The following is a 19,892-nucleotide window of genomic DNA, read 5'->3' on the forward strand; positions in this document are numbered from 1 at the left end:
GGCTCGTGAGTGGTAATGACGGTTCTAACCCTCATTACCACTCACGAGCCTCTGTATCGACGCCTCAAGGCCGCCGCGTTAACCCGTTCGGACCAACGGACCAAAATCCGGAGAAAAAGCACCCCCGAAACCGCGTAAGAGCGGAGGGTCTGCCGACTTTCATTCACGTGAGTGCGCTCATCCCCCCTCGGTCACCGGGGGTGAGCGGTGGAGAAGGTTGGCAAGGCAGGGGTTGGGGAGTGCTGATCGACGCTGAGGCCTATCAGCGGATACTCGGAGACGAGCTCCGCAAGCTCCGCCGTAAGCGTGGCTGGACACGCAAGGAGCTGAACCAGCATCTGCAGAGCGAGATCTCGCTCCAGACGCTGGCCACCTACGAACTGGGCACCCGGCACTGTTCCGTGGTGCGGCTGGTCGAACTGTGCGTCGCGATGGACGAACTGCCACAGGATCTGCTGGCCAAGGTGCATCGCCGCGTGTTCGTCGACGAACCGGGCCGGGTCCGGATCGACCTGCGCCTGGTGATCAAGGACGACCAGGAAGAACTGCTCCCCCTGCGACGGTGGGCGGACGACCGCCTCAAGCGCTCGGGCGACGCCGGGAATGCCGAGGTCAACCTCGACTTCCCCGCGCTGGAACGGATGGCCGAGCTCTGCGGCATCCCCACCGTCGATCTCATCGGAAGGCTTCGCCGGCTCAACCCCTCATGAGCGCGGCTCTCCCTGGTCCGTGAAGGCCTTGCCCCCCCATCTGGGCTTTCACGGACCTCCCCCTTTTTTTGCCCAGCTCGGAGGGCTCTCCCCGAGTGGCAACGGCCCGATGTGAGTGGCGTCGGCTGCCTAGTCGTCATGGTGCAGGCCGTCAATGAAGGAATTGGGACGTTGAGTGTCCCAATTCCTTCATGGACGCGGGGCGCACCGAGCGTGGAGGATTTGGGACGTTGAACGTCCCAAATCCTCCACGCTCGCCCCCCAGGCAAGAGGGAAGCGGACCTCCCCTCTTGCGCGTGAAGGCCCCCTTCCCCTCGGCTGAGCCGAGGGGAAGGGGGCCTTCACGCGCGTTCGGCGGTTCAGCCGAGCAGTTCGTAGTCCTCGCGCCGCACCTTGCGGGTGTCCAGCCAGTATCGCCAGGTGAAGCCGGGCCAGATCGTCCGGTTGACGCCCTTCGCGTCCAGGTACCAGCTCTTGCAGCCGCCCTGCGTCCAGATGCCCTTGGCGAGTTTGCGCTGGATCTCGCCGTTGAACCGCTCCTGCGCCTCCGGCCGCGGGTCGAGCGCCTTGCCGCCGGCGAGCCGCAGCGCCTGTGCGACGTAGGAGATCTGCGCTTCGATCATGAACACCACGGAGTTGTGCCCCAGGCCGGTGTTCGGGCCGAGCAGGAAGAACAGGTTCGGGAACCCGGAGACGGTGATGCCCTGATAGGTCCGCATCCCTTCGGCCGCCCACTCCTTGCCGAGGTTGCGACCGTCCCGTCCGATGATCTCCAGGTCGTCGAAGGCGTCGGTGACGTGGAATCCGGTGCCGTAGATGATCGCGTCGACCTCGTGCTCGACCCCGGCGCCGTCGACGACGCTGTGCTCGCGCACCTCCTTGACGCCTTCGGTGACGACGTCGACGTTGTCCCGCGCGAGCGCCGGGTAGTAGTCGTTGGAGACCAGGACCCGCTTGCAGCCCATGGTGTAGTCCGGCGTCAGCTTCCGGCGCAGCTCAGGATCCTTGACACTCTTGAAGATGTTGCGCTTCGCGATGCGCTCGCCGATCTTCATCACCCATGGCTGCCCGTTGAAGCCGATCGCCCGCGCTTCGAGTCCCCAGTAGAGGACATCGCGGAAAGCACGCTGCAGCAACGGAACCGATCGGAACGCCGTCCGCAGGGCCGTCGGCATCTCGCGGTCCGGCTTCGGCATGATCCACGGCGGCGTCCGCTGGAAGAGCGTCAGCTCCTCGACGTCCTTCGCGATCTGCGGGACGAACTGGATCGCGCTCGCGCCGGTGCCGACCACGGCGACCCGCTTGCCGGTGAGGTCGTAGTCGTGCTCCCAGCGCGCGGAGTGGAACGCGCGGCCCTTGAAGTCCTCGATGCCCGGCAGTTTCGGGATCTGCGGCAGGTGCAGCGCGCCGACCCCGGCGACGAGCGCGGGCGCGACGAACTCGTCACCCGATTTCGACGCGACGTGCCAGCGGTTCTCGTCGGCGTCCCAGCGGGCGCCGGTCATCTCCTGGCCGAAGCGGATGAAGCGGCGAAGCTCGTACTTGTCGGCGACATCGCGCATGTAGCGCCAAATCTCCGGCTGCGGCGAATACGCGCGGGACCAGCCGGGGTTCTGCTCGAACGAGAACGAGTACATATGCGAGGGGATGTCGCAGGCGCAGCCGGGGTAGGTGTTGTCCCGCCAGGTGCCGCCCACGTCGTCGGCCTTCTCCAGGATGACGAAGTCCTCGCGGCCCTCTTTCCGCAGCTGGATCGCCATGCCCAGACCGGAGAAGCCGGTCCCGACGATGACGACACCGGTCTCGGTGCGGTTGCCCATGACCCCGACCTCTCGTTCGCATTACCTGTTACCGGGAGTACACCTTACTCGAAGTAGGTTACCTTCGGTAGAGTGTTGTGGTGACGACGGTGAAGCGCAAACGCATGCCACGAGCGGAGCGGATGCGGCAGATGATCGAAATCGCCGAAGAGGTCTTCTCCGAACGCGGGTACGGCGCGGCGTCGATGGACGAGATCGCCGAACGCGTCGGCGTCTCGAAACCGATGCTCTACGAGTACTTCAACTCGAAAGAGGGACTGCTGCTGGCCTGCATCCAGCAGTCCAGGACAGCGCTGCGCGAAGCCACCGAACAGGCGACGGTCGGCGCCGCCACCGCCGAGGAGGCACTGCGGCGAGGACTGCTCGCCTTCTTCGTCTTCATCCGGGAACGGCGGCAGGCCTGGTCGCTCCTCCGGCACGAAATGGCGCTCATCGGCACACCGGCCGCCGACGAGATCGAGCAGACCCGGCGCCAGCAGACCGATCTGATCGCAGCGCTGATGGGCGGCTACTTCGAAGTGGGCGACGACCTGCGCGCCGAGGCGTCCGCGGAGTTCGTCGTCGGCGCCTGCGAGCGGCTCGCGATCTGGTGCGAGCGACACGAGGACGTCAGCCCCGAAAAGGCCACCGAATACGCGATGGACATCCTCTGGTCAGGCCTCTCGGCGAGGGCTCGCTGAAGCGACTGTGAAGATGCGCGTGCATTAGGCCATTCGGTCGTCACTCAGAGCACATTGCCGCCAGTGTCTTGTGACACAGAGTTGTCCTACTGTATCGATGACACTGTAGAAACTCTGATGGACAGTCACGGCCTCCACCAGGAGGGGGCGCCACTTCCGAAAAGTGGCGTCATGGTGTCGGGGTGGCGAAGTCCACAGGAGTGACGCATGCTCGCGAGGAGAGGGGTGAGGCGGATGACCGAACCGATCACCGCGTCGTACGTCCAGGAGGACGACGATTGGAAGGTCACGGTCAGCGGCTCCGGTAAGGAACTGACCGGTCGCGCGCCGGGCATCATCGCGGCCCGGGACCGGGCCGACCAGCTGGTCGAGAAACTGTCCCCGCCCGAACGGTCGACCGTGGTGCACCTGCTCAACGGCAGTGCGCTCGAGTTCACCGCCGCCTACATGACGGCGAGGCTCACGCTTCCGGAGATCGAACCGCTCGTGGTTCCTCCCCCGGCGAACGGCAAGGCCAAGGAGAAGATCAACGCCAAGCCGCCGGTGCCCCAGGGCAAGGAACTCCCGAAGGCCGTCGACGAGGCGAAGAGCAAGAAGAAGGCTGAGCCCGCCAAGACGCCCGCCAAGGCGGCCCAGACCTCCTGAGACCTACTTCAGGAGCTTGCGGATCAGCAGCACGCCGATCAGCACCGCCCCGCCGATGAGCGGGTACTTCACCTTGGGCTCGTCCAGCTTCGCGCGCAGGCCGGTCTTCGCGGAATCCACCAGCTTCGCGGGGTTCGCCTTCGTGCCCAGCTGGTCGAGCGTGGCGACCAGCGCGTTCCTGGCCTGCTCGATCTCACGCTCGATGGTCTCGGGATCGCGAGCCACGTGTCCTCCTCGCCGCAACGTACCTGCAGGGGCCCCACGTTAGAGGACGACGACCCCGCGGGCGGCATCGGCCACGCCGAGTAAGGCCGATCGTGTCGCACGATACGATTTCGAGGCGGTACTGGGGCCCGTAGCCCAATTGGCAGAGGCACACGGTTTAGGTCCGTGCCAGTGAGAGTTCGAGTCTCTCCGGGCCCACCCCAGACGTCACCGGGGCACGAGAACGATCCTGCCGAACACCTCACCGGCGTCCATTTTCCGGTGTGCCTGGACGGCTTGCTCCAGCGGCAGCACCTCGTGCACCACCGAGGCCAGTTCGCCGCGGCCCGCGGCGGCGAACAACTCGGCGGTCACGACGCGCCGGTCGGTTTCGGCCACGGTGTCCGCGCTGAAGGTCGCGAACGACAGCGACTTCCGGAACGCCGCGAACAGCGCCATGGCGAAGTCGGGCGGCGGATAGCCCGCGACCGCGCCGACGGCCACCATGCGACCGTTCGGATTCAGCTTGCCGAAGAACGACGGCAGGTCCGCGCCGCCGGCGATGTCGATGATGACGTCGTAGCCCGCCGGGCCGTGTCCCTCGCCGGCCCGGTCCAGCACGTGGGTCGCGCCGAGTTCGCGCAGCCGCTCGCCCCGTCCGGCCGACGACGTCGTGACAGCCACCGCCCCGGCACCGGCGCGGGCCGCGAGCTGGACCGTCATGATCCCGATGCCGCCCGCCGCGCCGCGCACCAGCACCGACTCGCCGGGGGTGAAGTGGGCGTGGCGCAGCCCGAAGTGGCCCACCATCCCGGAGGTCCCGAGCGTCACCGCGTCGACGGCCGACAGGTCCGCGGGGAGGGGGATGAGCGCTTCGGCCGGGGCGAGCGCCTGCTCGGCGTAACCGCCGCCCATGCCGATGAACGCCCAGACTCGCTGACCGGCCAAGGCCGGGTCGACACCGTCGCCGACCGCTGCCACGGTGCCAGCGATCTCGCCACCGAGGATGTGACCGTCCGCGATCCCCGCATCGGCGATGACACCGCTCCGGATCATCACGTCGACACCGCCCACACCGATCGCTTCGGTGTCGATGAGCACCTGCCCGGCGGTGGGAGCCGGATCGGGGAGGTCGACGACCTCGAGACCATCCGGGCTTCCGAACGCCCGCACCGCGACTGCCTTCACTGTCGTCTCCATTCCTGGGATCTCGGGGAACTCGACGGCGGACGCTAACGGACGCAGGCGTCCGTTTGGCTAAAGTGAGAGCGTGCCCGATCGTTTGCCTCAGACGTTGCGCTCCGACGCCAGGGACAACCGCGAACGCATCCTCGACGCGGCCCGCACGGTGTTCGCCGCCGAAGGCCTGAACGTGCCGATGCGGGAGATCGCGCGCAGCGCGGCGGTGGGCCCCGCCACCCTGTACCGCCACTTCCCGACCAAGGAACAGCTGGTCACCGAGGCGTTCAAGGACCAGATGCGCGCCTGCTACGTCGTCGCCGACGAGGGGCTCGCCGATCCGGATCCGTGGCGCGGCTTCCGCGGCGTGATCGAGAAGCTCTTCGAGCTGCAGGCGCGCGACCGAGGTTTCGCCGCGGCCTTCATGACGACCTTCCCCCGCGCGCTCGATTTCACCGCGGACCGGGAACACGCCCTGAACTCGATCGCCGAACTGGCGCGTCTCGCCAAGGAGGCGGGCCACCTGCGCCCCGACTTCGTCCTGGACGACCTGATCCTCGTGATCATGGCCAACAGCGGCATCCACGCCGCCTCACCGGCCACCCGGATCGCGGCTTCGCGGCGCTTCGCCGCACTCGCGATCGACGCTTTCCGAGCTTCGCCTCACCTTCAGCCCACCCAAAGCGGGGGCTGAAGGGGCCCTTCACCTCATCTCACGCGGCGAAGGGCGCTTTCCCCGCGTGCGATGCGGGGAAAGCGCCCTTCAGCCCGTCGGCGAGTCGCGGCGCCCAGCCTCCGCCATCGAAGGCGAGGCGCCGGACGATCAGCGCGCCCGGTCGTAGACCACGGCCATCTCCCCCAGTTCCCCGACCTCCTGATAAGCCAGCTTCCACTTCGACGCCGGAAGGCCGTCGACGAACAGCCGCTGCCCGCCGCCGGTGATCTCGGGGCAGATCATCAGGTACAGCCGGTCGATCAGGTCGTCGGCGAGCAGTGCCTTGATGACGCTCGCACTGCTGTTGACCAGGATGTCGCCCTCCCCCTCGGCCTTGAGGCCGGCGACGACCTCCGCGGCGGGGGCGTTCACCACGCGGGCGCGGTCCCAGGGCGCCTCGGTCAGCGTCTTCGAGAGGACCACCTTTTCCGCGTCCACCAGCCACTTCGCGTAGGCACGGTCGCGCGGGTCGGCGTTCTCGTCGGCGGCGACCATCGGCCAGAAGCCCAGGAAGCCCTCCGCGTTCAGTCTGCCGAGCAGCGCCGTCGTCGCGTTTTCGTGGATGCGGGCGAGGTGTCCCCGTGCGACGTCGGTGGTCGCGTACGAGACGATCGCACCCATGTCGCCGGGGCCGCCGGGGCCGCTGTAGTGGCCGTCGAGGGTGAGGCTGATGTTCGCGGTGACGCGGCGGCCGGTCGAGTTCGTCATGTCGTTCAGTCCTTTTCCTTGGTGAGTCGGGCTGCGAGGTTGTCGAGCACCTGGCCCCAGCCGGTTTCGATCCCGGCGATGAAGGGGACGGCCTCGACGGTGGTTTCGGTGATGCGCAGGTCCAGCCGGAGCCGGGTGCCGCCCGGCGTCTCGGTGAACCTCAGGTCGTAGTGACCGGTGAAGAAGGTTTCCCCCTTGGCGTCCAGCACCGAGAGGTCGAACTCGAGGTGTTCGAGTTCCTTCGCGGCGTGGACCTTCCCCGCGGAGCGGTAGCGCCCCTCGGCGTCGCGATAGTCGAGAACGGCACGTCCGCCCGTCCACGGTTCGATGACGCAGTCGGTGACGGTCATCGACGGGGGCACCCACCAGGACGCGAGCAGCTCCGGGTCGGTCCAGTGCCGCCAGACGACGTCCCGCGGCGCGGACAGCGCGCGGTCGAACGAGAACGCGCGTCCGTCCGCCCACCGGTCCCGGTCCGCGGCCTTGGTTTCCGCGTCGATCGCGGACCGGTAGCGCGCGAGGACATCCCGCTCGCCTTCGTTCGCCGTGATGGTCGCGACCAGCGCGCCCAGCCGGTTTTCGAGTTCCTTCAGCGGAGCCGCCTCGACCGCGTAGACGCGACGCTGCCCGAGCGGGAAGACCGTCACGAGACCGACGCGGGCGAGGGTTTGGAGGTGCTTGGTGGTCTGCGGCTGCCGAAGGCCGGTCAGCTCGGCGAGCTCACCGACGGAACGAGGCCGCTCGGCGAGGAGTTCGACGATGCGCCACCGCGCTCCGTCTCCCAGTGCTGCTGCGATCTGCTCCATGCCGAGAAGTATTCATCCAAGAGAATATTCTTGTCAAGGAATATCTTGGATCCGGAATTCCAGGAGGCTCCGCTGGTCGGTGAGCGTGGTGACGGAGTCGAAGACCAGGCCGTCGGCGGCGGCGAGTTCGCGAAGTTCGTCGAGGCGCCGCTCCCTGCCGCCGTAGAGCACGAGCATGACCAGGTCCCACTCGGTCTGGGCGCCGAGTCCGCCGACCGCCTCGATGACGAGGACCCGGCCGCCAGGACCTGCGGCTTCGGCGCAGCGGGCCAGGACGCGGTGCGCGTGCTCGTCGTCCCAGTCGTGGAGGATGTCGGACAGCAGATAGGCGTCCGCCCCCGCCGGGAGCGGATCGAAGAAGCTGCCCGCGGTCACCTCGGTCCGGTCTTCGAGACCCAGTTCGCGGAAGGTCTCCCGGGCGCCCGCCGCGGTGGGCCCGAGGTCCACGAGATGGCCGCGCACGGAGGGGTTCGCCGTCAGGATCGCGGCGAGCAGGCTTCCGTGGCCGCCGCCGACGTCGACGATCGTGCCGAAGCGGGACCAGTCGAAACCGGCGACGAGGCCGGGGATCTGCGCGCTGAACCGCTGGGTCATCTGCCGGTCGAACGACTCACGCAGCCGGGGATGTTCGGCGAGGTCGGCCCAGAAGTCCTGGCCGTAGCGACGGGGGTACGCCGCCTGGCCGGTGGCGATGCTGTGCGCGAGTTCGACCATCGCCAGTTCGCCGCGCCCGCCCGCCGCCTCCATGTCCAGGAGCCCGGCCAGGCCGTTGCCCGCGTCGGCGCGGAGGTTCGCGCCGTACGCGGTGGTGCGATAGCCGCTCGGTGTCGCTTCGAAGACGCCGAGCGTGGTGAGATGCCCCAGCAGCAGGCCGAGCGCGAGCGGGGATTGGCCGAGTTCCGCCGCGAGTTCGTCGGCGGTTTCGGCCCGGCCGGACAACCGGTCCGGCAGGCCGAGGGTGACCGCCACCCGCAGCGCCATCGGCGTCGTCAGTCCGGCCAGCCGGAGGAGTTCGTTCCTGTCATTGTCATGGTTCGCCACGACAATGCACTGTGTCAGCGCGGTCAAACGAAAATCAGGGCACGATCTCCTTCAGCGCGCCGATGAGGCGATCGATGTCCTCTTCGGTGTTGTAGCCGTGCGGCGAGACGCGGAGCCCGCCGGAGCGCGCCGAAACCGCGATCCCGCGCGACTTCAGTCGTTCCGCCAGCAGCGGGACCGGCGGTCCGTCGACGTGGGCGCTCACGATTCCGGACCGATGCCCCTCGGCGCGGTCCGTCAGCACCGTCGCACCGATCTCGGTCAGGCCGGCGGAAAGCCGGTCGCCGAGACCGTCCACATGCGACCAGATCTCGTCGACACCCGCCGAAAGGAGCAGGTCGATCGAGGCACCGAGGCCGAGGATCCCGGCGATGTTCGGCATCCCACCTTCCAGACGCCGGGCGGTGTCGTCCGGCGCGTACGCCAGGTTGTCCCATTCTTCCCGATGGACGACGGAGTTCCAGCCCGGTTCCAGCGGCCGCAGCAGGTCCAAACAGGACTCCCGCACATAGAGCACGCCGCAGCCCTGCGGGCCCAGCAGCCATTTGTGCCCGTCGGCCATCGCGAAGTCGACACCCCAGTCCGCCAGCCGCGCCGGGAGCACGCCGAGCCCTTGGATCACGTCGACGCAGAACAGCGCGCCCGCCTCCCGGCACAACCGGCTCAGCGCGGCGAGATCGACCCGCCAGCCGCGACCGAACTGGACCCAGCTGGTCACCACGAGCCTGGGCGGCGGACCAGCGGCGATCACCTCGGCGAAGGCCTCGGTGGTGAGCCTGCCGCCGGGGCCGTCCGGGCGCACCCGGTCCACCACCACGCCACGATCGGCGAGCGCGAGCCACGGATACAACGTCGATGGGAACTCGAGGTCCGGGATGACGACACGGTCGCCCGCCGACCACTCGAGTCCGTTCGCGACGAAACCCAGGCCGGTACTGGTGTTCTTGACGAAGGCGACGTCGCGCGCGGGTACCCCCATCAGAGTCGCGGCCGAAACGCGGGCCCGTTCGACGGCCTCGCTGTGGGCGGCGTAGGTGAACTCGCCGTCCAGCGACACCTCGACGGCTTGCCGGTGCATGGCCTCCACCGACGACGTGGGCAGCGGGCAGATCCCGGCGTGATTGAGGTAGGCCCAGCGGTTCGCGGCGGGAAACCGCTCGCGCGGCAGCGGAGTCATCGGATCCTCCTTAAGTGAACACCGTGTCCACTTCACCGGGCCGAAGCTAGCCGATAACCGGTCACGGTGTCCACTTCCGTCGTCGATCAGGGCTCCAGCGTCTGCCCTGTCAGGCCGGCGGTCTCCACCGCCTCGACGTAGCTCCGCGCGACCTCCGCCGCCGGGGTGCCGCCGTCCGGTTCGCCGAGCGCGGCCAGCGTCTCGCTCACCCAACCAGGGCTGACGGCGTTGACGCGGAGGCCGCGCGGCAATTCGCGGGCCGCGGCGGCGACGAACGCTTCGAGGCCCACGTTGGTCAGCACGCCGAACGCGCTGCCGCGCAACGTCTCCGGGATCCGGCCCGCGGTCAGCGTCACGGAACCGCCGTCCGGCAGCCGGGGGATCGCGTGCCGCAGCAGGAACACCTGGCCGAGCAGTTTCCCTTGCAGCCCTTGGACGAACTCTTCGTCCGTGCCGCCGTCGATGGGGACGAGCGAGCCGCTTCCCGCGCAGCACACGACGTGCTCGATGTCCGGCTCGGCGTCGAACAGCGCGTCGAGCGTGCCAGGCCGTTCGACGTCCACCCGGAACTCGCCGGAGCGGGACGCGGGGAGCACGGTGTGCCCGCGCGCGGTGAGGGCGTCGGAGACCGCGGCCCCGATGGTTCCGGTGGCGCCGACCACGAGGATCTTCAACGATGTCTTCCTTTCGAGAAGGGGATTCCTACCCGCACGGTAATCAGGTGGCGGCCGTGCCGGGCCCACGGGAAGGATCCGCCGGTGCCCCTCCAGACTCGTGAGTGGTAATGACGGTTAGAACCGTCATTACCACTCACGAGTCTGGAGGGAGTGCACAGTGGAGCTGGATCTGGGCGCGGTCCGCGCGTTCGTCGCGGTGGCCGAAGACCGGTACTTCGGCGAGGCGGCGATCCGGCTGGAGATGAGCCAGCAGGCGGTCTCCAAACGGGTCGCCAAGCTGGAGGCGGATCTCGGCGTACAGCTGCTGTCGCGGACGCGCGGAGGGGCCGAACCGACCGAAAACGGCGAGGCTTTCCTCAAGCACGCCCGGGCGCTGATCGGCCTCGCGGACCAGGCCGTGGAGCAGCTCCGGGGCAGGCGCCGTCCGCTGCGCGTCGACGTCCTCGGCACGCGGCTGGCGACCATGGAGGTGATCCGGGCGTTCCACGCCGACCACGACGTCGAACTGGAACTCGTCACGCCGGGGCTGGGCGCGCAGCGACGGCCGATGCTGCCCGATTCGGTCGACGCCGCCTTCGCCCGCGTCAGCACCGTGACCGACCCTGCGATCAGCCGCACACCCGCCTATCTGGAGCCCGCGAACCTGCTGGTCGGCAGGCGGCACCCGCTCGCACGGCGGCGACAGGTCGCGATGGCGGAACTCGCCGGGCTCACGGCCTGGATGCCGTACAGCGCGCGGGCCAGTGAATGGGCGGAGTTCTGGCAGGAGCTGTGCCCGGCGTTCGGCGTCCTCGCCGACACCGACGGACCGAACTTCGGGCTGGAGCACCACATCGAGGTACTCAGTACGGCGAAGGACCGCGTGGGTTTCGTCGGCGCGAAGACGCATGTGCCCTGGCATCCGGACGTCGTCCGGATCCCGCTCGTCGATCCGACGCCGGTGTACCCGTTCTCCCTGTTGTGGCGGCACGAAAACAAGCACCCGACGCTGTCGCTGCTGGTCGAGCACGTCCAGTCCGGTTACCGGCCCTTCGACGCGGAGCGGCAGTGGCTTCCGGAAGCCGACCGGGCGGCCATGAGCATCTAGAGGACTGAATGCTTGTCCAATCGGGCGCGAAGATCGGGTGACTCAGAGCCAGCCGTTGGCGGTGGCGACCCGGAACGCCTCGGACCGGCTGGCAGCGCCGAGTTTCGTGACGACGGCCGAGAGGTGGTTGCGCACCGTGCCGGCGGAAAGCCCGGTACGACGCGCGATCGCGGTCACCGGGGTGTCGAATTCGGCCAGCCGCAATACTTCCAGCTCACGCGGGGTCAGCGGGCACGGCGGCGCGGTGAGCGCGTCGGCGGCCAATGCGGGGTCGACGTAGCGGGAACCGGCGTGCACCCGGCGGATCACGTCGGCCAGCGCGCCGCCCGGCGATCCCTTGGGGAGAAAGCCTTTCGCGCCCGCGTGCAACGCCTGCCGCAGATGGGGCGGCCGTCCCCGGCCGGTGAGGATCACCACGGCGCAGGACGGCAGGGCCTTGGCCAGTTCGGCGGTGACCTCCAGTCCGTCGAGTCCCGGCATCTGCAGGTCGACGACGGCGACGTCGGGCCGGTGCGCGCGGGCGGCGTCGACGGCGGCCCTGCCGTCGGCCGCCCGCGCGACCACTTCGAGGTCCTCCTCCAGCTCCAGCAACGCCGCCAGGGCGTCCCGGATGAGGTCCTCGTCGTCGGCGAGCAGGACGCGGATCACGGCGCGGGAACCGAGATGTCGAGGGTGAAGACGTCGTCCTCGCGACGGGTGCGCAGGGTGCCGCCCAGTCCGGCGAGCCGTTCGGAGGTACCCCGCAGCCCGAAGCCGAGCCCGTCCGCGACGGCCTTGCCCGCACCGTCGTTGGCGATGGTCATCCGCACCTCCTCCGGATCCCGGCGGATCTCGATCGTGCACCATCCGGCGGTGCTGTGCCGCAGCACGTTCGTACAGGCCTCGCGCAACGCCAGCGCGAGCTGGGTCGCCGTCGCGGCGGGCGGATCGTCTTCCGGATGCCGCACGGTACAACGGATCCCCGCGTCCCGGAGCACGTTCTCCACCGCCAGCAGCTGATCACCGAGGTCCACCTCGCGATAACCGTGGACGGCCTCGCGTACCTCGGACAACGCGGACGTCGCCAGGTTCTGTGCCTCCGCCGCCTCGCGCGCCGCCCGGTCCGGATCGGTGCCGCTCAGCCGGGCGGCCAGTTCCGCCTTGAGCGCGATGACCGCCAGGCGATGGCCGAGCAGATCGTGGACGTCCCGTGCGAACCGCAGCCGCTCCTCACTGACCGCGAGCCGAGCCCGCGCCTCACGTCCGGCCCTGGCCTGCAGGAGCAGCTCCCACAACCGGGACGGCAGCACGATGGTCGCGAGGATCGTGCCCGCGAGTGCGGCGGCGATCAGGCCGTGGACGAGCGGGGAGCCGCCGGTGAACACCCCGGCGACCACCGTCGCGGCGACGATCACCGCGGGCGCCACCCAGCGGAAGCGGCCCGCGAACAGCAGCGGCGCGAACCCCGCCGCGGCACCGCCGATCCACGCCCAGGTGAACATGTCGCCCGGACCGGCCGGGGCGACGAGCGGGATCGAAACCGCGGTCGCCGCGGCGAAACCCCAGCGGCGGCCGGCGGGCGATCGCTCCGCGAACAAGGCCGCGGCGTAGGCGATGGCCAGGATGAGCAGCCCCGCCACGGCGAGCCACTGCCGGACCGGCTCCGGCTCGCGGAACACCGCGACCACCGGCACCGCGAAGCATCCTCCGCCCATCACGGCCACCGCCGCGAGGATCGTCGACCGGACACCGCGCAGCCGCTGGTCGCCGTCGGCGAGGTCGGTGAGGTTCCCGGTCACGGCCCCGATGCTAGAGCTCACCAGAACACCACGATCGTGACGGCGACGACGAGGTCGACCACACCGCACCACTCCGACCACCAGCGCGGCGCGACCGCGTCCGCCCGATGATGCGCGAAGTCCCACACCGCGTGCGATCCCCAGGCCGCCGCGATGACCCAGCGGGCGACCTCCGGATCGGCGTTCGCCGCCACCACGGCCAAGGCGAAGTAGCAGGCGAACCCGGCGATCTGGATCGCGAGCAGCCGTCGATCGCGGAAGCTCCCCCGGATCACTCCGAAGAACAGGTACGCCGCCGGGAGGATCAGTATGACCCAGGACAGGGGCGCGGCCGGGTCGCTCCAGGCACTCATGGTCATGGCCAGCGCGATCCAGGTCGGCGCACGGTGGCCGAGTACGTCGACAAGGGGATGCGCACGGTGATCACCGTGCTGGAGCGAGTACTCCTGACGGTGGATCAGCATCGCGATCGCCATCGCGGGCAACATCAGCGCGTGACCGCCCATGAGGACGTCCTCGCCCGGGATCAGGCCGGACCAGTGCGGGATCAGCAGCAGCAGGTACGGCACGTACATCGCCGCCGCCATCTCGAGCACCCGCGCACGGCCGTGCCCGCGATAGAGCATCCAGACCGTCATCGCCACGGTCATGTCGGTCGCCGCGGCCAGCGCCGCCACCTCGGTTCCGGGCGCCTCGGGCCAGAACGGCGCGAACAGTTCCATGCCCACGAACATCGCGACGGCCATCTCGATCGCGTGCCGGGCGAAGTACCGCCACCGGGGCGCCGTCCTCGGTTCATCCAGGGAAAGTGTCATGGGACGAGCGTCGTTCCGGCGACGCGCGATTCCCATCGGCGATGTTCACGGTCCGGCCGTGCGAATCCGCACGGGTGACCCGTGTGCACGATGCGCGAAGGGCCGCCGGTGCGGAAAAGTGAGGTCATGGGCGAGGGGTTGATCGGCGCGCGGGTGACCCGGCAGGAGGACGTCCGCCTGCTCACCGGCCGGGCGCGGTACATCGACGACGTCACGATGCCCGGGCTCCTCGAAGCCGCCGTCCTCCGCAGTCCCCTTCCGCACGCACGGATCGTGCGCGTCGATGTCACCGCCGCGAACGCCCATCCCGGTGTCTTCGCCGTGGTCACCGGTGAAGACGTGCGGTCGTGCACGAAGGCGCCACAGCCGGTGATCTGGGCGAACCTGCCGGACATGCGGATCCCCGGGACCCACGCGCTGGCCGTCGGCAAGGTGCGCTATCCCGGCCAGGGCGTCGCGGCCGTCGCGGCGAAGGACCGGGCGACCGCCGAAGACGCACTGGAACTGATCGAGGTCGAGTACGAGGAACTCCCCGCCGTCAGCACCCTCGAACAGGCGCTGGCGGACGGCGCCCCGAAGCTCTACGAAGACTGGCCGGGCAATATCGCCGGGACCGGGACGATCCCGATGGGCGACGTGACCGCCGCGTTCGCCGAGGCCGACGTCGTGCTCACCGAGTCGTTCCGCTTCGCGCGCCAGATGGGCACGCCACTCGAAACGCGCGGTGTCGTCGCGACCTGGGACCCGTTCACCGACCGGCTCGACGTCTGGCTCTCCACTCAGGCGCCCAACCTGGCCCGGGAGTTGTTGGGAGAAGTCCTCGGGCTCTCGATCGACAAGATCCGTGTCCGCACCCCCGACGTGGGCGGCGGCTTCGGGAACAAGTTCGACTTCTACCCCGAGGAGGTCGTGGCGGCGATCCTCTCGCGGCGCACCGGGAAACCGGTCAAGCTCATCGAGGATCGCGCGGAGAGCTTCGTCGCCACCGCGCACTCGCGCGAGCAGAAGATCGACGTCGAACTGGCCGCCAAAGACGACGGCACGATCACCGGCCTGCGTGCCACGGTGTACGGCGTGCTCGGCGGCGTGCTCGGTTCCGCCGGCGCCAGCCCGTGCTGGACGACGACGGCGTTGCTGACCGGGCCGTACGCCATCCCGAACGTGGAACTGAGCCTCGTCGCGGTGATGACGAACCGCTCGCCGTACGGGTCGTTCCGCGGTTACGGGCTGCCGAAGGCGAACTTCGTGCACGAACGGCTGGTGGAGCGGCTGGCGAAGCGCCTGGGGGTGGACGCGCACGCGGTACGGCGCAAGAACTTCATCCCACCGGAGGCGTTTCCCTACCAGAGCCCGGTTTTCGTCTACGACAGCGGACGCTACGAAGACTGCCTGGATCTTTGCCTGAAGGCCGTCGAAGAGGCGGGCTGGGCCGAGCGACGCGGGAACGGTGTCGGCATCGGGTACTCGTTCCACAACGAACTCACCGGATTCGGGCCGAGCCGGATCGTCAATCTCGCCGGGCTGGGGCATTCCGGCTTCGACGAGGAGGTCGTCCGGGTCGACTCGACCGGGCACGTGACCGTCCACACCGGACTGTCCGCGATCGGTCAGGGCATCCACACCACGCTGGCACAGGTGGCCGCGCAGACGCTCGGCGTCCCGCTCGACCACGTCACCGTGCTGTCCGGGGACACCGACAGCTGCCCGTACACCGGATACGGCTCGGCGGCGAGCCGGGGAGCGGCCGTCGGCGGTGCGGCGGTACTGAACGCGTCGGCGCGGCTACGGGCGAAGATCCTGCGCGTCGCGGGCCACATCCTGGAGGTCTCGCCGGATGATCTGTCCCTTGAGGACGGAGTCGTTTCGGTGAAGGGCGTGCCGGGCAAGGAGATCACGCTGGCCGCGATCGGCGACGCGGCGTACCGGCGGCTGAACGGCGTCTGGCCGGAAGGCGAGACGCCGACGCTGGAGGAGCGCGAGGTCTACGACCCCGTCAACGTCGCGACCTCGTTCGGCTGCACGGCCGTACTCGCCGAAGTCGACCGGGAGACCGGCGTGGTGACGCTGCTGGACTACCTGATCGCGCACGACTGCGGCACCGTGATCAATCCGACGATCGTGGACGGGCAGCTGCACGGCGGCGCGGCGCAGGCGATCGGCGGGGCGCTGTACGAGGAACTGGTCTACGGCGCCGACGGACGGATGGAGACCACGTCGTTCACCGGGTACCTGCTGCCGACGGCGACCGAGATCCCGTCGTTCTCCGTCTCCCATATGACGACCCCCGCCGAGCACGTTCCCGGCGGCTTCAAGGGAATGGGGGAAGCGGGCGTGATCGGCGGTGGCGCGGCGATCGCGCATGCTGTCGAAGACGCTTTGCGCGAGTACGGCGTCGAGATCACTTCCCTGCCGATCACGCCACCCCGGCTGCTGGCCGCGATGAAACGGGGAGCGCGCCGGTGAAGGCCGCTCCGTTCGACTACCTCCGGGCTTCGTCGCTCGATGAGGCCATCGAGGCGCTGGCGGAGACGCCGGACGCGCGTGTGCTGGCGGGTGGGCAGAGCCTGGTGCCGTTGCTGAACCTGCGTCAGGTGCGGCCCCCGCTGGTGGTCGACATCAACCGCATCGACGGGCTTTCCGTCCTGCACAAGGAGAACGGGCGGCTGGAGATCGGCGCACTCACGCGGCATCGTGTCGTCGAGACGTCCGCCGTCGTCCACTCCGAAGTCCCTCTGCTCGCCGAGGCGCTCGGTTACGTGGGGCATGTGGCGATCCGGAACCGGGGCACCATCGGCGGCAGCCTCGCGCACGCCGACCCGGCCGCGGAGCTGCCCGCGGTGATGGTCGCCCTCGACGCCGAGTTCCGCGTCCACGGCCCCGAAGGCGAGCGGCCGATCGCCGCGCGGGACTTCTTCCTCGGTCCACATCGGACGGCGCTGGGCCCCGGCGAACTGCTGACCCGGATCTCGGTGCCGTCGCACCGAGGCGGCAGCGCGGTCGAAGAGCTGAGCCGACGAAGCCGCGATCTCGCACTGGTCGCCGTCTTCGCCACCGTGACGATGTCCGGCGGCGTCTGCGAAACCGCCCGGATCGCCGTCGCCGGCGCGGGTCCCACGCCGATCCGCGCCACCGCCGCCGAAGAGTCGCTCACCGGCCGCGCCTTGACGGCCGACGCGATCGCCGCCGCGGCCGATCTCGCCGCCGACGCGACGGATCCGCCCGGCGACCTCCACGCCCCCGCCGATTACCGGCGTGAGATGGCCGCGGTCCTCACCCGGCGGGCGATCACGCGAGCGAAGGAGGGCGCATGATCACGGTCACCCTGACGGTGAACGGGCGGATCTACCGCGCGGACTGCGAACCACGGCGGACACTCGCCGACTTCCTGCGCCACGACCTGGGTTTCACCGGGGTGCACGTCGGCTGCGAACACGGCGTTTGCGGCTCGTGCACGATCACCCTCGACGGCGCGAGCGCGCGATCGTGCTGCCTGCTGGCGGTGCAGGTGGACGGATCGGAGATCGTCACGATCGAGGGGCTGGCGTCGGACGGCGAACTGCATCCGCTGCAGGAGTCGTTCCGGAAGCACCACGGACTGCAATGCGGTTTCTGCACACCGGGGATGCTGGCGACGGCGATGGAACTGCTGAAGGAGAACCCGGACCCGACGGACGCCGAGATCCGGCAGGGGATCTCGGGAAACCTGTGCCGGTGCACGGGGTATCAGTTCATCGTGGACGCCATCCGGGACGCTGGTCGTGAGTGGTAAGTGTCGTTCTAACGACACTCGGCACTCACGACCACCTCATCCACGATCAGCCGACGATGTCGATCTCGAACTCCACGTTCGAGCTGTACTCGAAGTCGACCCACACCGCGCCGGGCAGGTGATAACGCCGGTGCGAAACCGTCTTCGGGTTGAATCCGGGCGTCTGCAGGGGATTCCCGCCGACACCGACCTTGTCGCTCCCCCAGGCGTAGATGTTGCCCTGCCAGACGGGCGTGTCGGTGGTGCCGTCGCCGTCGACGCGCGGGCGGACGATGATCGCGGCCGTCTCGCTGCCGGAGAGCAGCAACCGCACGGACGTGGTGGACGGACTGGCCGGTATGGTCCTGCGTTCCATGAGTTCTGTCGTCCCCTTCCGCTTCGGGGCGGCGCCGCCGCCGGTCAAGTGGGCGTTCGTGTAGGACTCGTTGAGATCGACACTGCTCGCCCGGATACCGGGGATCTGACCGGCGTCCGAGTACTGGTGCACGTCGTAGCGGCCCGCGGCGGCGTCGGGTTTGGCGCCGTAGCGCGCGATCCAGATCACCAGGTCCGGAACGCCGAACTGATCCGGGCGCAGCATCCTGGCGAGTGCGTTGTTCATGTACACACCGGGCCGGAACCCGTGCCCCGCGACGCGGTTGCAGAACCGGATCGCGAAGTCCCGCTTGCGCCCGTCGGGGATGTTCGGCGCGCCCGAACCCGGCGGGTTGTCCTCGAGGTCGAGCATCGGGACGCAGCCGGTCGCCCCCAGCCGCCTGACCTCCGAGATGAACACGTCGGCCTGCGCCTCGGGTGACGGGCTCAACTGGGCGAAGTGGTAGCCGCCCACCGGGATCCCCGCGGATCGGGCGCCGCCCACCAGGGCGTCGCCGGTGTTGCGGCCGCCGTTCGGCAGACCGCCGCCGTCAGTGAGCTTGACGAAGACGAAGGACACTCCGTGCTTCTTGACGGCCTGCCAATCAGTAACGGATTGAAAGCGACTGTAGACATCTATTCCCAGCGCCATCGTTACAGCCTGAAGGGTGAACCCGTTGGACAAAAGGGCCTAGCGGGCGATAACTGGTCCGCCCGATTCGCCCTTTCGGGCGGCGCCTCCCTGGCTGACCGGACTCACCCGTGCCCGTACTGTGACAGGCATGGCGTCTCGAAGCCCTTTTCGCTGGATGACCCGGTGGGCGGACTGGTTCGAAGAACGCGGCGTCTACGTCCCGGGCGAGGAGAGCCGCGCGGTCGACCCGATGCGTGATTTCGGCTGGCTGATCGTGGCCTGGGTATCCGGCCTGGCGATCTTCATCCTGTTCTTCGCCTTCGCCGTGTGAGCCCGTGGCCGCTGTGCCACCGAGGTGACGACTGTCACCACCCGTACCCCTGCGATCACGGAACGGCCACGGCTGTACACCAGGTGCGCCTCAACCCGGCCGCGCCGCTCCTCTCAGCTGAGGAAGACCGTCACTCTGGACTCTTCGGCACTAATACCTACCTCGAACGGCCCACCCGACCCGCCGACTGGAGTAACCGCACATGGCGCCCCCGCGCACCCCGAAGCTCTTGATCGCCGCCTGCTCGTTGCTGCTGGCGACCGCGTGCGGGGTCCCGGCACCGGAAAAAGGGGCCGCCGCGCTCGGTGCCGACGCGCCGGCGCACGGGCTGGCCGCGACCCACGCGGAAGGCGACCTCACCTTCGGCGCGCCGCACCGGTTCGCGACCGGGGTCACCATCTCCGTGTCCGCGCCGAAATCGTTCCGGCCCAGCGTGTCGGCGTATCCGCAGAGCCCGCGCGCGGTGGCCTTCGGCATCGAGGTGACGAACGCGGGTGACGGGGTCTACCGGCTTTCCGGCCTGTCCGTGACCGGCGAGGTCGACGGGGAGAGCTCGGCGGTCAAACAGGTCGTCGACGCGGTGCAGGGCTACAACGGCGTCGCCGACGCGGGCAAGGACGTGGCACCCGGCCGGTCGGTCCACCTGAACCTGGCGTTCGCCGTTCCGGACAAGCCGGTGCGCCTGCGGTTGCAGGTACGGCCGAACCCCGCGGAACCGGTCGCCGCGACCTACTGTGGGAAGGTCTGAGGGCTCCGGTTCGC

General features: G+C 69.2%; 22 protein-coding genes and 1 tRNA gene. 11 read left to right on the forward strand and 12 right to left on the reverse strand.

Annotated elements, in window-relative coordinates; all coding sequences use genetic code 11:
• Positions 1 to 239 precede the first annotated feature (239 nt).
• Positions 240 to 710 carry a helix-turn-helix domain-containing protein gene (locus L324_RS38255; protein ID WP_037320641.1) on the forward strand — a complete coding sequence of 157 codons (471 nt, stop codon included), beginning with the start codon at positions 240 to 242 and terminating at the stop codon, positions 708 to 710.
• Positions 711 to 1,069: 359 nt separating this feature from the next.
• On the opposite strand, the gene L324_RS38260 is transcribed toward L324_RS38255, so the two are convergent.
• On the reverse strand, positions 1,070 to 2,530 hold the full coding sequence (locus tag L324_RS38260) for a flavin-containing monooxygenase (protein WP_037320644.1): 1,461 nt from the start codon (positions 2,528 to 2,530) through the stop codon (positions 1,070 to 1,072).
• A 122-nt stretch (positions 2,531 to 2,652) separates the two neighbouring features.
• Here L324_RS38260 and L324_RS38265 point away from each other — a divergent pair, with 122 nt between their 5' ends.
• Positions 2,653 to 3,210, forward strand: a complete 558-nt coding sequence (locus tag L324_RS38265; protein WP_051174367.1) for a TetR/AcrR family transcriptional regulator — start codon at positions 2,653 to 2,655, stop codon at positions 3,208 to 3,210.
• Between the two features lie 234 nt (positions 3,211 to 3,444).
• Positions 3,445 to 3,855: a hypothetical protein gene (locus L324_RS38270; RefSeq protein ID WP_173426450.1), complete on the forward strand. Its 411-nt coding sequence runs from the start codon at positions 3,445 to 3,447 to the stop codon at positions 3,853 to 3,855.
• A 3-nt stretch (positions 3,856 to 3,858) separates the two neighbouring features.
• Here L324_RS38270 and L324_RS38275 read toward each other — a convergent pair whose 3' ends face one another.
• Positions 3,859 to 4,080, reverse strand: coding sequence for a DUF3618 domain-containing protein (locus L324_RS38275; RefSeq protein WP_005165704.1), 222 nt, complete (start codon positions 4,078 to 4,080; stop codon positions 3,859 to 3,861).
• Between the two features lie 124 nt (positions 4,081 to 4,204).
• Here L324_RS38275 and L324_RS38280 point away from each other — a divergent pair.
• Positions 4,205 to 4,278: transfer RNA gene (locus L324_RS38280), tRNA-Leu, on the forward strand.
• 9 nt (positions 4,279 to 4,287) lie between these two features.
• Here the strand turns inward: L324_RS38280 and L324_RS38285 are convergent.
• The gene (locus tag L324_RS38285) at positions 4,288 to 5,247 is read right to left on the reverse strand and encodes a zinc-binding dehydrogenase (RefSeq protein ID WP_037320650.1); all 960 of its coding nucleotides are present in this window, start codon (positions 5,245 to 5,247) and stop codon (positions 4,288 to 4,290) included.
• Between the two features lie 82 nt (positions 5,248 to 5,329).
• Here L324_RS38285 and L324_RS38290 point away from each other — a divergent pair, with 82 nt between their 5' ends.
• A complete protein-coding gene (locus L324_RS38290) occupies positions 5,330 to 5,932 on the forward strand; it encodes a TetR/AcrR family transcriptional regulator (protein ID WP_037320653.1) in 603 nt (200 codons plus the stop codon).
• 129 nt (positions 5,933 to 6,061) lie between these two features.
• On the opposite strand, the gene L324_RS38295 is transcribed toward L324_RS38290, so the two are convergent.
• The 5 genes from L324_RS38295 to L324_RS38315 form a co-directional block, all read right to left on the reverse strand.
• Positions 6,062 to 6,661, reverse strand: a complete 600-nt coding sequence (locus L324_RS38295) for a dihydrofolate reductase family protein (protein ID WP_037320656.1) — start codon at positions 6,659 to 6,661, stop codon at positions 6,062 to 6,064.
• Between the two features lie 5 nt (positions 6,662 to 6,666).
• Positions 6,667 to 7,467, reverse strand: a complete 801-nt coding sequence (locus tag L324_RS38300; protein WP_037320660.1) for a metalloregulator ArsR/SmtB family transcription factor — start codon at positions 7,465 to 7,467, stop codon at positions 6,667 to 6,669.
• Between the two features lie 33 nt (positions 7,468 to 7,500).
• Positions 7,501 to 8,508: a methyltransferase gene (locus L324_RS38305; protein WP_037320813.1), complete on the reverse strand. Its 1,008-nt coding sequence runs from the start codon at positions 8,506 to 8,508 to the stop codon at positions 7,501 to 7,503.
• A gap of 34 nt (positions 8,509 to 8,542) precedes the next feature.
• Entirely contained in the window at positions 8,543 to 9,685 is a 1,143-nt protein-coding gene (locus tag L324_RS38310) for an aminotransferase class V-fold PLP-dependent enzyme (RefSeq protein ID WP_037320662.1), read from the reverse strand.
• 86 nt (positions 9,686 to 9,771) lie between these two features.
• Positions 9,772 to 10,359 carry an SDR family oxidoreductase gene (locus L324_RS38315; RefSeq protein ID WP_037320663.1) on the reverse strand — a complete coding sequence of 196 codons (588 nt, stop codon included), beginning with the start codon at positions 10,357 to 10,359 and terminating at the stop codon, positions 9,772 to 9,774.
• Positions 10,360 to 10,519: 160 nt separating this feature from the next.
• On the opposite strand from L324_RS38315, the gene L324_RS38320 reads away from it, so the two are divergent.
• Complete coding sequence (locus tag L324_RS38320) at positions 10,520 to 11,449, forward strand: LysR family transcriptional regulator (protein WP_037320665.1); 930 nt, start codon at positions 10,520 to 10,522, stop codon at positions 11,447 to 11,449.
• Positions 11,450 to 11,491: 42 nt separating this feature from the next.
• Here the strand turns inward: L324_RS38320 and L324_RS38325 are convergent, their stop codons facing one another.
• From L324_RS38325 to L324_RS38335, 3 genes are read right to left on the reverse strand one after another with little or no spacing between them, the layout of a single operon-like run.
• Complete coding sequence (locus L324_RS38325) at positions 11,492 to 12,097, reverse strand: response regulator transcription factor (RefSeq protein WP_037320667.1); 606 nt, start codon at positions 12,095 to 12,097, stop codon at positions 11,492 to 11,494.
• The gene (locus tag L324_RS38330; RefSeq protein WP_037320669.1) at positions 12,094 to 13,227 is read right to left on the reverse strand and encodes a sensor histidine kinase; all 1,134 of its coding nucleotides are present in this window, start codon (positions 13,225 to 13,227) and stop codon (positions 12,094 to 12,096) included. The genes L324_RS38325 and L324_RS38330 overlap by 4 nt, the downstream gene beginning before the upstream one ends.
• Positions 13,228 to 13,244: 17 nt before the next feature.
• Positions 13,245 to 14,042: a hypothetical protein gene (locus L324_RS38335; RefSeq protein ID WP_037320672.1), complete on the reverse strand. Its 798-nt coding sequence runs from the start codon at positions 14,040 to 14,042 to the stop codon at positions 13,245 to 13,247.
• 126 nt (positions 14,043 to 14,168) lie between these two features.
• Here L324_RS38335 and L324_RS38340 point away from each other — a divergent pair, with 126 nt between their 5' ends.
• From L324_RS38340 to L324_RS38350, 3 genes are read left to right on the forward strand one after another with little or no spacing between them, the layout of a single operon-like run.
• Positions 14,169 to 16,505, forward strand: coding sequence for a xanthine dehydrogenase family protein molybdopterin-binding subunit (locus L324_RS38340; protein ID WP_037320673.1), 2,337 nt, complete (start codon positions 14,169 to 14,171; stop codon positions 16,503 to 16,505).
• Positions 16,502 to 17,353, forward strand: coding sequence for an FAD binding domain-containing protein (locus L324_RS38345; protein WP_037320675.1), 852 nt, complete (start codon positions 16,502 to 16,504; stop codon positions 17,351 to 17,353). Before L324_RS38340 ends, L324_RS38345 begins: the two co-directional genes overlap by 4 nt.
• The gene (locus tag L324_RS38350; protein ID WP_037320677.1) at positions 17,350 to 17,811 is read left to right on the forward strand and encodes a (2Fe-2S)-binding protein; all 462 of its coding nucleotides are present in this window, start codon (positions 17,350 to 17,352) and stop codon (positions 17,809 to 17,811) included. The genes L324_RS38345 and L324_RS38350 overlap by 4 nt, the downstream gene beginning before the upstream one ends.
• Before the next feature lie 46 nt (positions 17,812 to 17,857).
• Here the strand turns inward: L324_RS38350 and L324_RS38355 are convergent, their stop codons facing one another.
• Positions 17,858 to 18,817 (reverse strand): glycoside hydrolase family 25 protein, encoded by a 960-nt coding sequence (locus tag L324_RS38355; RefSeq protein WP_268871975.1) that lies wholly within the window; start codon positions 18,815 to 18,817, stop codon positions 17,858 to 17,860.
• Positions 18,818 to 18,947: 130 nt separating this feature from the next.
• Here L324_RS38355 and L324_RS38360 point away from each other — a divergent pair, with 130 nt between their 5' ends.
• Both L324_RS38360 and L324_RS38365 read left to right on the forward strand, forming a co-directional pair.
• Complete coding sequence (locus L324_RS38360) at positions 18,948 to 19,130, forward strand: hypothetical protein (RefSeq protein WP_026466904.1); 183 nt, start codon at positions 18,948 to 18,950, stop codon at positions 19,128 to 19,130.
• A 202-nt stretch (positions 19,131 to 19,332) separates the two neighbouring features.
• Entirely contained in the window at positions 19,333 to 19,878 is a 546-nt protein-coding gene (locus L324_RS38365; protein WP_037320683.1) for a hypothetical protein, read from the forward strand.
• Positions 19,879 to 19,892: the final 14 nt, after the last annotated feature.

The sequence above is a fragment of the Amycolatopsis orientalis DSM 40040 = KCTC 9412 genome, from assembly GCF_000478275.1.
GTDB lineage: Bacteria > Actinomycetota > Actinomycetes > Mycobacteriales > Pseudonocardiaceae > Amycolatopsis > Amycolatopsis orientalis.

Coding starts and splice junctions, on each gene's coding strand:
- L324_RS38335 (WP_037320672.1), bottom strand. CDS start 14,042: ATGACACTTTCCCTGGATGAACCGAGGACGGCGCCCCGGTGGCGGTAC.
- L324_RS38365 (WP_037320683.1), top strand. CDS start 19,333: ATGGCGCCCCCGCGCACCCCGAAGCTCTTGATCGCCGCCTGCTCGTTG.
- L324_RS38350 (WP_037320677.1), top strand. CDS start 17,350: ATGATCACGGTCACCCTGACGGTGAACGGGCGGATCTACCGCGCGGAC.
- L324_RS38295 (WP_037320656.1), bottom strand. CDS start 6,661: ATGACGAACTCGACCGGCCGCCGCGTCACCGCGAACATCAGCCTCACC.
- L324_RS38265 (WP_051174367.1), top strand. CDS start 2,653: ATGCGGCAGATGATCGAAATCGCCGAAGAGGTCTTCTCCGAACGCGGG.
- L324_RS38355 (WP_268871975.1), bottom strand. CDS start 18,817: ATGGCGCTGGGAATAGATGTCTACAGTCGCTTTCAATCCGTTACTGAT.
- L324_RS38260 (WP_037320644.1), bottom strand. CDS start 2,530: ATGGGCAACCGCACCGAGACCGGTGTCGTCATCGTCGGGACCGGCTTC.
- L324_RS38270 (WP_173426450.1), top strand. CDS start 3,445: ATGACCGAACCGATCACCGCGTCGTACGTCCAGGAGGACGACGATTGG.
- L324_RS38340 (WP_037320673.1), top strand. CDS start 14,169: ATGGGCGAGGGGTTGATCGGCGCGCGGGTGACCCGGCAGGAGGACGTC.
- L324_RS38310 (WP_037320662.1), bottom strand. CDS start 9,685: ATGACTCCGCTGCCGCGCGAGCGGTTTCCCGCCGCGAACCGCTGGGCC.
- L324_RS38360 (WP_026466904.1), top strand. CDS start 18,948: ATGGCGTCTCGAAGCCCTTTTCGCTGGATGACCCGGTGGGCGGACTGG.
- L324_RS38300 (WP_037320660.1), bottom strand. CDS start 7,467: ATGGAGCAGATCGCAGCAGCACTGGGAGACGGAGCGCGGTGGCGCATC.